Source organism: Streptomyces sp. NPDC091209 (assembly GCF_044757755.1).
Classification (GTDB): Bacteria; Actinomycetota; Actinomycetes; order Streptomycetales; family Streptomycetaceae; genus Streptomyces.
The window spans coordinates 517,206-532,059 of sequence record NZ_JBIVVR010000005.1 but is presented as its reverse complement, the minus strand read 5'-3'; the positions used below and the strand labels follow the sequence as shown (position 1 = coordinate 532,059).

Annotated in this window: 13 protein-coding genes and 2 pseudogenes; 4 read left to right on the top strand and 11 right to left on the bottom strand. The window is 71.9% G+C overall.

What is annotated here, in order from left to right:
* Positions 1 to 26 precede the first annotated feature (26 nt).
* Positions 27 to 674, bottom strand: coding sequence for an RNA polymerase sigma factor (locus tag ACIQRL_RS17915; RefSeq protein ID WP_328665042.1), 648 nt, complete (start codon positions 672 to 674; stop codon positions 27 to 29).
* A gap of 53 nt (positions 675 to 727) precedes the next feature.
* Here ACIQRL_RS17915 and ACIQRL_RS17910 point away from each other — a divergent pair, with 53 nt between their 5' ends.
* Together ACIQRL_RS17910 and ACIQRL_RS17905 are read left to right on the top strand one after the other, a co-directional pair.
* Positions 728 to 913, top strand: coding sequence for a hypothetical protein (locus ACIQRL_RS17910; protein ID WP_401332256.1), 186 nt, complete (start codon positions 728 to 730; stop codon positions 911 to 913).
* Positions 914 to 1,412: 499 nt separating this feature from the next.
* Positions 1,413 to 2,447: an NlpC/P60 family protein gene (locus ACIQRL_RS17905; RefSeq protein ID WP_401332254.1), complete on the top strand. Its 1,035-nt coding sequence runs from the start codon at positions 1,413 to 1,415 to the stop codon at positions 2,445 to 2,447.
* A 166-nt stretch (positions 2,448 to 2,613) separates the two neighbouring features.
* Here the strand turns inward: ACIQRL_RS17905 and ACIQRL_RS17900 are convergent, their stop codons facing one another.
* The 5 genes from ACIQRL_RS17900 to ACIQRL_RS17880 all read right to left on the bottom strand — a co-directional run bounded on the left by ACIQRL_RS17900 (position 2,614) and on the right by ACIQRL_RS17880 (position 7,174).
* The gene (locus ACIQRL_RS17900) at positions 2,614 to 3,906 is read right to left on the bottom strand and encodes an RNA polymerase sigma factor (protein WP_401332422.1); all 1,293 of its coding nucleotides are present in this window, start codon (positions 3,904 to 3,906) and stop codon (positions 2,614 to 2,616) included.
* Positions 3,897 to 4,238, bottom strand: a complete 342-nt coding sequence (locus ACIQRL_RS17895; RefSeq protein ID WP_401332252.1) for a YciI family protein — start codon at positions 4,236 to 4,238, stop codon at positions 3,897 to 3,899. The genes ACIQRL_RS17900 and ACIQRL_RS17895 overlap by 10 nt, the downstream gene beginning before the upstream one ends.
* Positions 4,235 to 4,978 (bottom strand): nuclear transport factor 2 family protein, encoded by a 744-nt coding sequence (locus ACIQRL_RS17890; RefSeq protein WP_401332251.1) that lies wholly within the window; start codon positions 4,976 to 4,978, stop codon positions 4,235 to 4,237. The genes ACIQRL_RS17895 and ACIQRL_RS17890 overlap by 4 nt, the downstream gene beginning before the upstream one ends.
* A 95-nt stretch (positions 4,979 to 5,073) precedes the next feature.
* Entirely contained in the window at positions 5,074 to 6,327 is a 1,254-nt protein-coding gene (locus ACIQRL_RS17885; RefSeq protein ID WP_401332249.1) for a cytochrome P450, read from the bottom strand.
* A gap of 181 nt (positions 6,328 to 6,508) precedes the next feature.
* Positions 6,509 to 7,174 (bottom strand): SDR family NAD(P)-dependent oxidoreductase, encoded by a 666-nt coding sequence (locus ACIQRL_RS17880; protein ID WP_401332247.1) that lies wholly within the window; start codon positions 7,172 to 7,174, stop codon positions 6,509 to 6,511.
* 505 nt (positions 7,175 to 7,679) lie between these two features.
* On the opposite strand from ACIQRL_RS17880, the gene rho reads away from it, so the two are divergent.
* On the top strand, positions 7,680 to 8,855 hold the full coding sequence (rho, locus tag ACIQRL_RS17875; protein ID WP_401332245.1) for a transcription termination factor Rho: 1,176 nt from the start codon (positions 7,680 to 7,682) through the stop codon (positions 8,853 to 8,855).
* An 88-nt stretch (positions 8,856 to 8,943) separates the two neighbouring features.
* Positions 8,944 to 9,804 (top strand): annotated as a pseudogene (locus ACIQRL_RS17870) (D-alanyl-D-alanine carboxypeptidase family protein); the annotation flags it as partial.
* A 59-nt stretch (positions 9,805 to 9,863) separates the two neighbouring features.
* Here ACIQRL_RS17870 and ACIQRL_RS17865 read toward each other — a convergent pair.
* The 5 genes and pseudogenes from ACIQRL_RS17865 to ACIQRL_RS17845 form a co-directional block, all read right to left on the bottom strand.
* Positions 9,864 to 11,414 carry a glycosyltransferase 87 family protein gene (locus tag ACIQRL_RS17865; protein WP_401332421.1) on the bottom strand — a complete coding sequence of 517 codons (1,551 nt, stop codon included), beginning with the start codon at positions 11,412 to 11,414 and terminating at the stop codon, positions 9,864 to 9,866.
* Positions 11,415 to 11,458: 44 nt separating this feature from the next.
* Positions 11,459 to 12,865 (bottom strand): polyprenol phosphomannose-dependent alpha 1,6 mannosyltransferase MptB, encoded by a 1,407-nt coding sequence (gene mptB / locus ACIQRL_RS17860; RefSeq protein WP_401332243.1) that lies wholly within the window; start codon positions 12,863 to 12,865, stop codon positions 11,459 to 11,461.
* 158 nt (positions 12,866 to 13,023) lie between these two features.
* A complete protein-coding gene (locus tag ACIQRL_RS17855; protein WP_401332241.1) occupies positions 13,024 to 13,974 on the bottom strand; it encodes a glutaminase in 951 nt (316 codons plus the stop codon).
* 202 nt (positions 13,975 to 14,176) lie between these two features.
* On the bottom strand, positions 14,177 to 14,479 hold the full coding sequence (locus ACIQRL_RS17850) for a hypothetical protein (protein WP_401332435.1): 303 nt from the start codon (positions 14,477 to 14,479) through the stop codon (positions 14,177 to 14,179).
* A 155-nt stretch (positions 14,480 to 14,634) separates the two neighbouring features.
* Positions 14,635 to 14,854: pseudogene (locus ACIQRL_RS17845) on the bottom strand (GntR family transcriptional regulator); the annotation flags it as partial.

The window sequence follows — 14,854 nt, the reverse complement described above, 5'->3', positions numbered from 1 at the left end:
AGCCGCGGGAATGCCCGGCATGTCATTCATCGTGCGACCTCTTCCGCGTTGACGGGACTCCTCGAACTGAATGACGCCGGCACCGTGGATCTGCCGACGAGGTCGGCCCCCAGCCTCCGCCGCGCCCGGTGCAGTCTGGACTTCACGGTCCCGACCGCCACCTCCAGCGCTGCCGCAGCCGCCTGCTGATCCAGGCCCGACCACACGCAGAGCTCGACGACCTCGCGTTCGTGGCGCGGCAGCCGAGCCAGCGCCCGGTGGATCTCCGACATACGACGCTCGTCGTCGACCAGGACGGCGACGCGGTCCGCGTGGTCGCCCACCGACTCGTCGTGCGAGACGAGCCGGCGCAGCAACGCCTCGGCCCGCCTCAGCCGCCGCCTGGTGTTCGACAGCAGGCGGTCGGCGATGCCCAGCAACCACGGCAGGGCCGAGTCGCGGTCCAGCACCGTCTCCGACCGCCGACGCCAGGCATGCAGGAACACGGTCGACGTGAGGTCTTCGGCCTCGGACCAGTCGGCCGTCCGCCGGAACAGGTGGTTGTAGACGGTCTTCCCATGACGGTCGAAGATCCGACCGAACGCCTCCCGGTCACCGTCGACGGCCCTCGCCCACAGTTCTCGATCAGATATCCCTCCGACCGGTACGGCGGGACCAGCGTCATTCAGTTCCATGCCCTATACGTGTCCGGCAACCGGCCGAAGGTTCCCGCTGAACCAGATCCGCTTTGACGGACTCGGATCCAACCGGCCAGAGCGACGGTGCCGGTCGGAGGCAGACGGCGCTGCCCCTGCTGCCGGAGGAGTGGTCGCCCGAACAGATCGTCGGGCACCTGCGTCTGCGTCACGGGGACGACCCGCGGACGCAGATCACCCACGAGACGGTCCACCGGACGATCCACACCACCCGCTGACAGGTGGTCCCCCCGCGAACTGTGCAGTCGCGTTCGAACCAGCCGCCCGATCCGGAAGAACAAGCGCCACACGGTGAAAGGCCAGTGGCGTTCACAGATCACCGACGACCGGCCGATCGAGAAGCTGCTCCGGCAGTATCTGCCCAAAGGAACAAACCTGTCGACGTTCGGCCAGGACGAGCTTGACGCCATCGCGACGAAGCTCGACAACCGGCCGCGCGAGTGCCCGGGATTTCGCACATCAGCCGAGAGTGTCGCCTTGACCGGTCGAATCCAAATCAACACCTGCCGCCTCACCGGCAACACCCTGAAGGGAGCCGTCACTCGTCCCTGTCACTCAACATCCGGCATTACAACGCCACTTGCTCTAATGAAGACTGAGTCACTACAGTCGCCACCCGAACCTTTGCTCGGTTGTTCACTCGCCGGGGTGACAGCAAAGGATCACCGCTCGTCGGCGCATTCGGCAGGCGGCCGAAAGAAGAAGGAGCTCGCTTTCGTGGCGTCCCACCGTCGACCCAAGCAGCCGAGCCGCACCCGTGTGACCGTGCTCACCACAGCCGCCGCTGCCGCCGTAGCCCTCAGCGCCAACGTCGCCAATGCAGCGCCGTCCGAGAAGCCGAACAAGGACGAGGTCAAGTCCAAGGTCGACAAGCTCTACCAGGAGGCCGAGCAGGCCACGGAGAAGCTCGACGGCGCCCAGGAGAAGCAGAAGGAACTGCAGAAGGAGATCAACTCCCTGCAGGACAACGTGGCCCGCGGTCAGGAAGAGCTCAACGAGCTGCGCGACGGCCTCGGTTCGATGGCCAGCGCCCAGTACCGCACCGGCGGCATCGACCCCTCCGTGGCGCTCTTCCTCTCCTCGAACCCGGACGACTTCCTGGACAAGGCCTCGGCCATGGACCAGCTGACCGCTCAGCAGGCCGAGTCGCTCAAGAAGGTCCAGGAGAAGCAGCGTTCGCTCGCCCAGCAGCGCTCCGAGGCCTCCGCGAAGCTCAAGGACCTCGCCGACACCCGGACCAAACTCGCGAGCAAGAAGAAGGAAGTCCAGAGCAAGCTGGGCGCGGCGCAGAAGCTCCTGAACACGCTGACGACGCAGGAGAAGGCGGCGCTGGCCACCCAGGACCAGGAGCGGGCCACCCGCGCCGACGAGCGGGTCGGCCTCGGCACCACCAAGGCCGCCTCGGGACGCGCCGCCGCCGCGTTCGCCGCCGCCCAGAGCGTGATCGGATCACCGTACGCGTACGCCCACTCCGGCCCCAGCACCTTCGACTGCTCGGGCCTCACCTCCTGGGCGTACGCCCAGGCCGACGTGACCATTCCGCGCACCTCGCAGGCCCAGGCCAACGCGGGCACCCGCATCTACTCGCAGAGTGATCTACGGGTCGGCGACCTGGTCATCTTCTACGGCGACCAGCACCACGTCGGCCTCTACGCCGGCAACGGCCAAGTGCTGCACGCCCCGCACACCGGCGCGTTCGTCCGCAACGAGTCGATGGCCGACATGCCCTTCCAGTTCGGCGTCCGGATCTGATCCGTGCCTCGGTCCGGGGCTGCGGTGCGGTCTTGGTCCACGGGGTTTCACCGTCCTTCCGGACCCGGATCGGACCCGGAGAAGCCCCGCCGGGGGCCTGCCCCGGCTCCAGCCGGGCGGGCTTCCGGCTGAAGCGCCGCACGAAAGCACCTCCACCGCAGGGCCCCTACGCCGATCGGCACTCCGCGAGCCGCTTCACCAGAAACCTCCGCTCGGCCGCGTTCTCCACCAGTTCGAGTGCCTTCTCGTACGCCTCGGCGGCCTCCGTCGTGCGTCCGGCCCGGCGCAGCAGGTCCGCGCGGGTGGCGGACAGCAGGTGGTACGCGTCCAGCTCGCCCTCCGCCTCCAGTTCGGCGACCAGGGCGAGCCCGGCGTCGGGACCTTCGGACATACCCACGGCGACCGCCCGGTTGAGCCGGACCACGGCGGAGGGAACGAAGCGCCTCAGTTCGCCGTAGAGGGCCGCGATGTCGGCCCAGTCGGTCTCCTCGGCCGTCCGGGCGGTGGTGTGACAGGCGGCGATGGCGGCCTGGATCTGGTACGGGCCGGGGCCTCTGCGGCGAAGGGCGCTCTCCAGCAGCGCGGCGCCCTCGTCGGCCTCGGACCTGTCCCAGGCGGTACGGTCCTGGTCCTCCAGCGTGACCAGGTCGCCCGCCGCGTCGACGCGCGTGCCTCGCCGGGCGTCGTGCAGCAGCAACAGCGCGAGGAGGCCGAGGACTTCGGGCTCGTCGGGCATCAGGCGGGCCAGGACGCGGGCGAGGCGGATCGCCTCGGCGGAGAGGTTCGTGCGCACCAGATCGGCCCCGGCCGTGGCGGCGTACCCCTCGTTGAAGAGCAGGTAGAGCACGCCGAGGACGCCCGTGGTGCGTTCGGGCAGGAGGTGCGCGGGCGGTACGCGGTACGGGATACCCGCGTTGCGGATCTTCCGTTTGGCGCGCACCAGACGCTGCGCCATCGTCGCCTCGGGGACGAGGAAGGCGCGCGCGATCTCGGGCGTGGTCAGCCCGGCCAGGGTGCGCAGGGTGAGCGCCACCCGGGCCTCGATGGCCAGCGCCGGGTGGCAGCAGGTGAAGAGCAGCCGCAGCCGGTCGTCGTGGACTCCGCTCCCGTCGTCGCGTCCCGGGCCGTCGGGATCGTACGGGCTGTACGGGTCGTACAGGTTGTACGGCTCCTCGTCGCGCGTCGACACCGCCACCTCCCGCAGCTTCCGCGCACCGACCGCCTCCCGGCGCAGCACGTCCAGGGCGCGGTTGCGCGCGGCCGTGGTCAGCCAGGCGCCGGGGCGGCGCGGTACTCCGTCGCGCCGCCACCGGTCGAGCGCCTGGGCGAAGGCGTCCTGAGCGCACTCCTCCGCGAGGTCCCAGTCGCCGGTCACCCGGATCAGGGTGGCGACGACCTGGCCCCACTCCTCGCGGAAGGCGGCCGCGACCGCCTCCTCGACGCCGTCGTTCACTCCCAGAGCGGCCGCACCTCCACCGAACCGCCGCCCAGCGCCGCCGGATGCCGGGACGCGAGCGCGATGGCCTCGTCGAGGTCGGCGACCTCGATGATGTCGATGCCCGCGACGTACTCCTCCGCTTCGACGAACGGTCCGTCGCTGAGCAGGACTTCGTCGCCCCGGACCCGTACGGTGGTGGCGTCGGAGGCCGGCCGCAACCGGGCGCCGCCCGTCACGATGCCGCGATCGCGCACCACGTGGACGTACGAGGTGAACCGGGGGTCGCCGGCGATCTCCTCGGGACCGATCTCCTCGCCGCCGACGGGCGTGCAGAGGAACAGGGCGTACTTCACGGCCGGAGGCTCCCGGTCCCCGGGAGGTCGGCGGCCGATGCCACCGACGCGTGCTGGTGGACGATCCGCCAGCGGTCGCCTGCCGCGCGGTATCCCGTGGTGACGCGTGCGGTGACGTCCAGCGTTCCGCCGTCGACGAGCGGTGCGCGCAGGCGGACCAGGGCGTGGCTGAAGGCGACGCTCTCGTCGACCCGCAGCCGGAAGTCGAGCACCTCGCGGTCGGCGGGGCCGGCGAGCGTCGAGAGCCACAGTTCCCCGGCCTTGCGCAGGGCGTCCACGCCGCTCTGTTCCCGGCCGCTCGCGGGGTAGACCTCGACGTCCGGGGCGTAGCAGGCCATCGCCCGGTCGACGTCCCGTTCGCGGGCGGCCTCGGTGAGCTCCGCGTCGAGGCGGCGGATCTGCCCCTCGGCGTCCTCGTCGTCCCAGAACGCGCGGACCTCCATGGCGCCGATGGCGGCCACCGGATGCTTGGCGGCGGCCTCGATCGCCTCCTCCATGTCCGCGCAGTCGAGGATGTCGAAACCGGCGACGTACTCCTTCGTCTCGGCGAACGGCCCGTCGGTGCGCAGCACTTCGCCGTCACGCACCCGGACGGTGACCGCCTCGGCGGGCAGCCGGAGCCGGTGCCCGTGCAGCCGCACGCCCCGCTCGACGCCCAGCTCCTCGACCCAGGGTTCGACGGGCGCCATGCCGGAGGCGTCAGCGGTGTCGTCGCCGCAGACGAGCAGCATGTACTTCATGGTTCCTCCCGGTGCTCATGAGCTTCCTACACCCCACCGACGGACGGCGCCCCGGCGAATCGACAGGCGGCGACATCCTTTTTTCAGGAGCGCCGTCAGACACGGGAGGTGCCGGGCCGCACGGGGAGGACCTGGACGCTGTTGCCGACGAAGCTGGCCTGCTGGGTGAGCTCCGCTTCGGGCACGGCGAGGTCCAGGTCGGGGAAGCGGGTGAACAGCCGTTCCAGGGCGATGGTGGCCTCCATCCGGGCGAGCGGCGCGCCGAGGCAGTAGTGGGCGCCGTGCCCGAGGGAGATGTGCCGGACGGAGCCCGGCCGTCCGGGTCGGGTGACGTCGAAGAGGTCGGCGTCCGGCCCGTGCGCGGCCCGGTCGCGGCCGGCGGCCGAGTACCCGGCGAGGACGGGCGTGCCCCGGGGGATGACGGTCCCGTCGATGGTGAGGTCCCGTACCGGATAGCGGAAGGGGAAGTAGCTGACGGGGGCGTTCCAGCGCAGGGTCTCCTCGACGACGTCCGCCCAGCTCGACTCGCCCTTTTGGACCGACTCCAGTTGGTCCCGGTGCCCGCACAACGCCCGTACGGCGTTGGTTATCAGGTTCAGGGTGGTCTCGTGCCCGGCGATGATCATGAGGACCAGGGTGCCGATGAGTTCCTGCTGGCTGAGCCGGTCGCCGTCCTCGTCCCGGGCGGCGATCAGCGCGCTGGTGAGGTCGTCGCCGGGGTTCTCCGCGCGTGCGGCCGCGACGGCGCTCAGCACGGCCACCAGTTCGCGGTTGGCGGCGACAGCCTGCTCGGGGCCGATGTCGGTGGCGACGACCTGGTTCGTCAGATGATGGAGCCGGTCGCGGTACTCGGCGTCGACACCGAGGAGTTCACCGATGACGCCCATCGGCAGCGGGAGCGCGAAGTGGCGGCGCAGGTCGGCCACTCCCCCGCCCGTCTCCGCCGCCGCGTGCAGCCCGTCGAGCAACCCGGAGGTCAACTCCTCTATGCGCGGGCGCAGTTGCTCGACCCGTCGCACGGTGAAGGCTTTGCTGACGAGGGATCGCAGCCGACGGTGGTCGTCACCGTCGGCGGTCGTCATCCCCTGCACGGTGGCGAAGGTGAGCAGCGGCCAGCCGGCGGCGATCGTTCCCTCGCGCAGGGCGGTGAAGTGCCGGGCCCCCTTGGCGACATCGGGGTGCGCGAGGAACTCCTTCAGCGCCTCGTGCCCGAGCACCGCCGCGCCCTCCACCGCACCGGGCAGTACCACCGTCGCGACGGCGCCCCGCGCGAGCAGCCGCGCGTTGTCGGCGTGCGGGCAGCCGCCCGCGGGGTCCATGCGGTGCGGCGTGACGGGCGAGGTGTCCACCGTGTTCTCCTTGCTGCTGGGCCGAGTTGGCGGTCGTACGACATCATCGGGCGCCGTACGACGATCGATTGTGCCTGCTCAGAGCAGCATGCGCAGCAGCTCGGCCAACGGCTGTCGCCGGATGTCCCGGAGCACAGCGCCGACGTCATGTCCCGTCGGTCCTGCGGGCCGTGAGGGAGTGTCAGCTGTCGAGGTCGTCGGCGAAGTGCCGGAATCCGTGCCGTTCCCGGTGCATACCCCACAGCGCCTCCGCGAGCGCGTCCGGGTCCTTCCGCGGGTGCCCGGGGATGATCTCGCCGGGAATGATGAGCTGCCCGACATGGATGCCGTCGTCGGCGAGGGTGTCGTGCAGGAGATGGCCGTACGCGCTCTCGGCGGCGAACGCGATCGAGGTGCCCGCCCGGTCGGCGTGCGGGATCACCGCGCTGCCCCCGTTGACGAGGAGGACCGTGCCACGGCCGAGCGAGCGCATCCCGGGGAGCACCTGGCGCACCGCGGCGACGGGCCCGTAGACGGAGAGCTCGATCGGGCCGATGAGGTCGTCGGGGCGGGTCTCTAGGACCGGCCGCATGAAGTCCGGGTGCGGGAGCGGGCTGTACTGGAGCACCTCGATCGGGCCCAGGGCTCCGGACGCGGCGTCCAGGGCCGCCGCGAGGGCCTTCGGGTCGCGTACGTCGGCGGCGAAACCGCGTGCCGTGACCGAGGCGTCGGCGAGTTCGGCGACGAGACCGTCCACCCGCTCCTGACTGCGCGAGACGAGCGCGACGTCGAAGCCCTCGCGGCCGAAACGCCGGGCGACGGCGGCGCCGAGACCGGGGCCCGCTCCGATGATGGCGATCGTGGTCATGGTCCTCACCTCGGTGATCCGATCGGGCCGAAGGAACCGGCGAGCTGCTCGAAAGCCGCTCCGTTCAGGGTAGGGGCGCCGACGGGGAACCGAAACCGCACGGCCGGAGCACGGGTATCGCGTACGCGTGCGGCTCACCCCTACGCCCTGGCGGTCTTCCCGTCCGAGCCGTGCCCAGGGGCGCGACCTGCGCGTTCGCCCGTTGCGACGGGTCTTCCGCAGGGGGCGGTACCAAGACGTTGCGCGTGACCGGGACGCGGATCACTGTCGAAGCGGCCGCAAGAGTGGTACTGTCACATCAGCACTCGTGTACGCCTCTTTGTTCAGGCGCCGGTGCCAGTTCCTTTCTCCCGCTGTCACGCCGCGGTTTCCGACCGGCTGAACAGCTTCTCGGCACCACCTCCCGAGTACGGCCAGGGATCGATCCCGTCGTACCCGAGGCGATGCTCCCGCCGCACCGAGGCGCGCCCCGTGCCTCCCTTCGCGGCCTCTTCCCTCCTCGCGCATGTCACACGCCTTCCCGTCCGTGAAAGGACATCCCATGACCACCACACTCGAACACCCCCCGGTACAGCAGCGGCCCCCAGCCCAGACCGCCACCGGTGTCCTCGACATCGACGGCAACGGGAAGGGGCACCTGCGCTCCGCGAACTGCCTGCCCTCGCCCACCGACCTCCAGGTCCCCCCCGCGCTGATCCGCCGTCACGGACTGCGCAAGGGCGACACCGTGGAAGGTGTGCGCGGCGGGCCCCGGACCCTCACCGAGGTCGAGCGGATCAACGGCCGTACACCCGAAGAGCTGCGCCGCCGCCCGCACTTCGCCGACCTCACGCCACTGCACCCGCGCGACCGGCTCCGGCTGGAGCACCCGGCGAGCGGACTGACCGGACGCCTCGTCGACCTGGTCTCACCGGTCGGCAAGGGCCAGCGCGGCCTGATCGTCGCCCCGCCCAAGACCGGCAAGACGGTGCTGCTCCAGCAGATCGCCGCCGCCGTGGCCGGCAACCACCCCGAATGCCATCTGATGGTGGTGCTGGTCGACGAGCGGCCCGAGGAGGTCACCGACATGCGGCGCTCCGTGCGCGGCGAGGTCTACGCCTCCACCTTCGACCAGACGCCGAAGGAGCACATCGCGCTCGCCGAGCTCGTCATCGAGCGGGCCAAGCGGCTCGTCGAAGCGGGCCAGGACGTGGTGATCCTGCTCGACTCGCTCACCCGGCTGTGCCGGGCGCACAACAACGCGGCCGCGGCCGGCGGGCGCACCCTCAGCGGCGGTGTCGACGCCGCCGCGCTCCAGGGGCCCAAGCGGCTGTTCGGCGCCGCGCGCCTCGCCGAGGAGGGCGGCTCGCTCACCATCCTCGCCACCGCCCTGGTGGAGACCGGTTCCCGCGCCGACGACTTCTTCTTCGAGGAGCTCAAGGGCACCGGCAACATGGAGCTCCGGCTCGACCGGACCCTGGCCGACCGGCGCGTCTTCCCCGCGGTCGACATCACCCCCTCCGGCACCCGTCGCGAGGAACTCCTGCTGTCCGCACCCGAGTTGGCCGCCGTACGAGGACTGCGCCGCGCCCTGCGGACGCGCGACGGGCAGGCCAACCTGGAAACCCTCCTGGAGCGGCTGCGCGCCACCCCGGACAACGCCGACTTCCTGCGCCGGATTCAGCCCACCCTGCCCTCCTGACCCCCGCGCCTGTGGCATCCGGGTGCTCGACGCCGCCGCTCGGCCCGGCCACCCCGGCGTGTCGCGCGTCCGTTCCTACGTTTGCGGTATGACCATCGGATTCTCATTCCGGGCCGCCGCTTCTCGCTCCGCGGTCACCCGCGCCGCCGTCTCCTGCTCCGCCGTCTGCGTGGCCGGTGTGCTGGCCCTTGCGCAGAGCCCGGCCGCCGCGCTCACCGACGCGGACCCCGGGGCGCCGCAGCCCGCCGCGTCGCCACCCTCGTCGCTCTATCGACCAGGGACACAGGTACGGCCCCGGGCCGGGGCACCCGAAGTCCCCGAGGACATCTCCGCGCTGTCCTGGGTGGTGGCCGACGCCGGCACCGGAGACGTGCTCGCCGCGCACAACGCCCACCGCAGACTGCCGCCCGCCAGCACCCTCAAGACGCTGTTCGCCCTCACCGTCCTGCCGACGCTGCCCGGCAGCCTCCGGCACACCGTCAAGGAGGAGGAGCTGGAGGGCATCGGCGCCGGCAGCAGCATGGTCGGCGTGGCCGAGGGCATCACCTACCGCGTGGCGGACCTGTGGCGCGGTGTCTTCCTCAACTCCGGCAGCGACGCCGTGCACGTGCTCGCCTCGATGAACGGCGGCTGGACGAGCACCGCCGCCCAGATGCAGGCCAAGGCCCGCGCCCTCGGCGCCCGCGACACCCACGTCGTCTCGCCCGACGGGTACGACACACCCGGGCAGGTCTCGTCGGCGTACGACCTGGCGGTGTTCGGGCGGGCCGGGCTGCGCAACCCGGACTTCGCGCGGTACTGCTCCACCGCCGAGGCGATGTTCCCCGGCGAAGGGGATTCCTCGTACGGGATCCAGAACACCAACCGGCTGCTCACCGGCGCGAACGGGGTCGAACCGTACCCCGGTCTGATCGGTGTCAAAAATGGCTACACCACCAATGCGGGCAACACCCTGGTCGCCGCCGCCAAGCACGGCACGCGCACCCTCGTCGTCACGGTGATGAACCCTCAGGCGGGCGGCGGGTTGACCGTGTACGACGAGGCGCGCTCACTGCTCGACTGGGGCTTCGAGGCGGACGGCCGTGTCGATCCGGTGGGGACGCTGGTCGACACGCGTTCCGTGCCGGCGGCCGGTCCCTCCGCCTCGGGCGGGCCCGCCGCACGGCCGGGTCGCGCGCCGCGGCCGGCGACGACCGCCCGGCCCGTGACCGGCGCACCGGCCGTGTCCGCCGCGTCCGGGGACGACGCGGGGCTCGGCTGGTCCGACGCGGCGGAGATCGCCGGCGCCGCCGCGCTGGGCGCCGCGGGTGTCGCTCTCGCCCTGCGGGTCAAGGCGGGCCGGGCCAACCGCGGCTGACCGACGGGCAGCCGGAGCAGCAGGCCGAGCGTGATCCACGTATAGGTGTTGCTGCCGAGGAAACCGTCGAGGCCCGAGGCGTCGTCGAACCACAGCCACACCACGCTGCTGCACAGCACCGCGTACAGGGCCGCCGCCACCCGCAGCCGGCGCCGGTGCAGCAGCACGGCGAAGGACGGCAGCAGCCAGACGAGATGGTGCACCCAGGTGATCGGGCTGACGAGACAGGCCGCGAGTCCGGTGAGGGCGAAGGCGGCGGTCCAGTCCTCGTCGGCCAGGGCACGCGAGGTCCGCCACGCCCAGACGCACAGGACCAGCAGGGCCAGGGTCGCCCACAGGGCCCTGCTCGGTTCCTCCGGAGCCACGAGCCGGGCCAGCACTCCCTGCAACGACTGGTTGGAGACGTACGCCAGGCGCCCGATGCGGCTCGTGTCCCACAGCGCGTCGGTCCAGTAGAAGCGCGAGGCGTCCGGCGCCACCCAGGCCGCCAGCGCGGTGGCCGCCAAGGCGACGGCCGTGGCGACACCGGCGGCGCGCCAGCGGCGGCCGAGCAGCAGCAGCGCGATGAACAGGGCCGGGGTGAGCTTGATCGCCGCGGCGAGGCCGATGCCGACGCCCGCCCGGCGGCCCCGCCCGCTCGACAGCAGCCAGGCGTCGCTCAGCACCAGGGCGAGCAGCACCAGGTTGACCTGGCCGAAGCTGAAGGTGTCGCGGACCGGTTCGAGCAGCGCCAGCAGACAGGCCGTCAGGGCGAAGCCGAACCAGCCGTAGCGGCGCAGCTCGGGACCGACCAGGATGCCCACCACGGAGGCCAGGGCAGCGAGGTTGAGGAGCAGTCCGAGGGCGATCGCCGCACCCAGCCCGACCAGCGCCATCGGCAGCATGCCGACGGCCGCGAACGGCGGATAGGTGAAGCCGTACGTCGTTCCCGGCACCCGGTAGTCGTAGATGCTGCCGCCGTGGTGGACCCAGCTGTCGACCGCCCCGTAGTACACGCGCAGGTCGAACCAGTCGCGCAGCAGCGGCACGGTGGCCGTGAACACGCCGACGACGACGGCCAGTCCGAGCACGAAGCAGAGCCGTCGGCGATCGGTGCTCAGCACTGCCGCCAAGCCGCCGGCACCCTGCCTGCCGCCGGGGCCCTGCCCGCCGCTCGGCACCTTCACTCCCGTCGTCCCCCTCTTCCCGCTCGTTCCGCTCATCTCCGTCGTCCCGCTGGAGCCCGGCCCGCTCGTCGTGCCCCCCGTCATGCCGTTCGCTCCAGTCCCGGCGCCGGGGGCTGCGCCGCCTGGTGGGCCTGCCAGAGGACGACGAGGGCGAGCACGCCGCCGGAGACGGCGAGGATCACCTGTCCGGCGTCCGCGGGCGACCCGCTCGGCAGGACCGCGAGTGCGAGCACCGCGCTCGCGGCGGCGACCCGGCTCCGCACCGAGCCGGTGGGGGCCGCCGCCGCGATGAGGAACAGGCCCCACAGCGCGTACCAGGGGCGGATCGCCGGTCCGAACACCGCCACCGCGGCCAGACTCAGGCCGAGCGCGTAGACCGGGTGCGGGCGCAGCCGCAGCCATATGAAGAGCAGCAGACCGACCGTCGCCACGAGTCCGGCGGCGTGCCAGGCGGGCATCGCGAACGGCGCGAGTCCGCTGCCGAGCTTCTGGAGCAGAGCGCCGGTGGCGCGCCCGAGGACGCTGGTGGGTGACCAGTTGTGCGGTGAGACGGGGGTCTTCAGCGCGGCTATCCAGCCGTAGCCCGTACCGGCGATCGCCGTCGCGGCGACCGTCGTCACGACGGCGACCACCGCGGTCGTCAGGGTGGCCCGCGCGATCCCCAGACGTCCCTGTCCGTGCCCGCGCAGCGCGATCACCGCCACCAGGCCGAGCGCGGCGGGCGCCTTGACGAGTGCCGCGAGGGTGACCAGGACGATGCCCGCGACGGGCCATCGGCCGCGCGCGGCCACCAGGCCGACACCGAGCAGACCGAGCATGATGGCGTCGTTGTGCGCACCGGCCACCAGGTGCAGCAGGACCAGCGGGTTGAGCGCGCCCAGCCACAGCGCGGCGGCCGGATCGGCGCCGCTGTGCCGGGCGAGGCGGGGCAGGGCCGCAGCCATCAGGGCGACGCCGAGCAGGGCGACGATCCGCATACCGAAGAGTCCGGCGGGTATCTCGCCGCGGGTCAGCGCCGACAGGCCGCGGGCGACGGCGAGGAAGACCGGGCCGTACGGCGTCGTCGTCTGCTGCCACACGGGCGCCACCTCGTCGGCCAGCGGGCCGCCGAGCTGCGCGGGTCCGTGCGCGTACACGTCTATGTGGGCGTCGACCATGGCGCCCTGCGCGAGATAGCTGTAGACGTCCCGGCTGAACAGCGGCGGCGCGAGCAGCAGCGGCGCCGCCCAGGTGGCCAGAACGAGCAGCAGGGAACGCGGAGTCGGCGGTTCGGGCCCGCGTACGACGGTACCCAGCAGCGCCCACGCGGCTATCAGCAGTACGACGCCGAAGTACACCCCGACCAGGCCCAGTACGGCCCGCCCCGACTCGGGGGAGAGGAGGTCGCGCGCGGGCAGGGCTCCCGCGGTCTCGCCGCCCAGCGCGAGGAAGGCGGTACCGGCCAGGCCCAGAGCCTGGCAGCGGCGGAGATCGACGGGGAAAGCCATGGCCAACACTCCGCAAGCGTGTCAACGCCGGGTGGCCGGAAGGCGACGCGGCGCTCTCCTCACGGGGTCCGGCGCATGACCTCCGTGTGGTGGACACGAAATCCGGGGTGCCGGGTCGGCCGCGGGGCCGCGCTACGGGCTCGGGCCGGGCGGAGCGGCTAGAACACCGACACTCCGGTCAGGGTCGTGAAGCGGTCCAGGGCGGCCACGCCCGCCACCGAGTTGCCGCGTTCGTCGAGACCCGGGCTCCACACGCACAGGGTGCAGCGGCCCGGCACCACGGCGATGATGCCGCCGCCCACCCCGCTCTTGCCCGGAAGCCCGACCCGGTAGGCGAAATCGCCGGCGGCGTCGTACGTCCCGCACGTCAGCATGATCGCGTTGATCTGCTTGGCCTGGCTCTGGGCGAGCAGCCTGCTGCCGTCGGCACGGATGCCGTGCCGGGCCAGGAACCCGGTGGCGAGGGCGAGGTCGGCGCAGGACGCGGCGATCGAGCACTGCAGGAAGTACTGGTCGAGCAGGACCGGCACCGGGTTGTCGATGTTGCCGTACGACGCCATGAAGTGGCCGAGTGCCGCGTTGCGGTCGCCGTTCGCGGTCTCCGAGGCGGCGATGCCCTTGTCGAAGGCGAGCTGCGGGTTGCCGCTCTCGGCCCGCAGGAACTCCAGCAGGGTCCCGGCCGCGTCGCCGGTCCGGGTCTGCAGCCGGTCGGTGACGACGAGGGCTCCCGCGTTGATGAACGGGTTGCGCGGGATGCCGTTCTCGTATTCGAGCTGGACCAGGGAGTTGAACGGGTTGCCGGAGGGTTCCCGCCCGACGTGCTCCCACAGCGCGTCGCCCTCCCGGGCCAGGTCGAGGGCGAGCGTGAAGACCTTCGTGATGGACTGGGTGGAGAACGGCTGCCGCCAGTCCCCCACGCCGTACACCGTGCCGTCGAGCTCCGCGACGGCCATGCCGAAGCGGCGCGGATCGCAGGCGGCCAGCGCCGGGATGTAGTCGGCGGGCCGCCCACGTCCCGGCGTCTGCGCGATCTCGGTGGCGATGCGCTCCAGGACCGGCTGGAAGGTCAGGGAGGACGGATACGACGAATTCGCGGGCATGATCGCCATTGTGCCGCCCGCCCGGTCTCACGGCCCCTCGATCGGGACACCCCCGGGGGCCTCTCCCTCTGCGCCCGGCTGCTCTCGTACCGACGCTCGTACCGGCATTCTTACCAACGCGGCGTTCCCGGCACCGCCGTCCCTGGTTCCGCCGCCGTCCCTGGTCCCGGCCGGCCCCGGCACCACAGCGGGACACCCGGCCATTAGAGCGTCAACAGGCTCCTATCCAGCACGAGTTGGGCAGGTCCGCCGTGAACAACCAGGAATACGGTTGCTCCGCGTCGAACGTGACGGCACCGCGGCACCGCAGCTCGTCCAGGAACGGTACGACGCCGGGTTCCCGGTCCCCGACCATGCGGGCGGTGCCGAAGGAACGAAGGGCGTGTGCGTACTGCTCGGCTGTGGTGACCAGGTCCAGTTGGGGCCAGGGGATGCTCTTCCAGTCGGCCAGATCACGCATGATCGCCCGCGCCCGCGTCAGCGCGCTCGGGGCGTCGGGAAAGGACTCGCACACTCGATAAAGCGTCGAGGACAAGGAACGTGCCTTTCGCGCGGGGGCAGAGGAAGGGACACGGACAGGGGCGGACGCGCCTTCACGGTACGCATCCGTCCCTGTCCCGGATCACGGCCTTGGGTCGGACAGCGGCCGCCTGTTCGGCAGGAGTACCCGTTCGATGAATAGTTGGGTATGGGTACGTGCGTCGGGGGGCGTCGAGCAACCCGCGCCGTGCTACCGGTCTCCCGCTCCATCCCGTCGAGCAGCCGGGCGAGGTGGTCGAGGTCCTCCGGGGTGCGGCGCACGGCCGCGTAGCCGTCGACGGGGATCTCGACACGGCGCCGTGCTTCGAGGAGGTCGCCGGCCGCGTAGTCGCCAAAGGTAGGGTCCCGG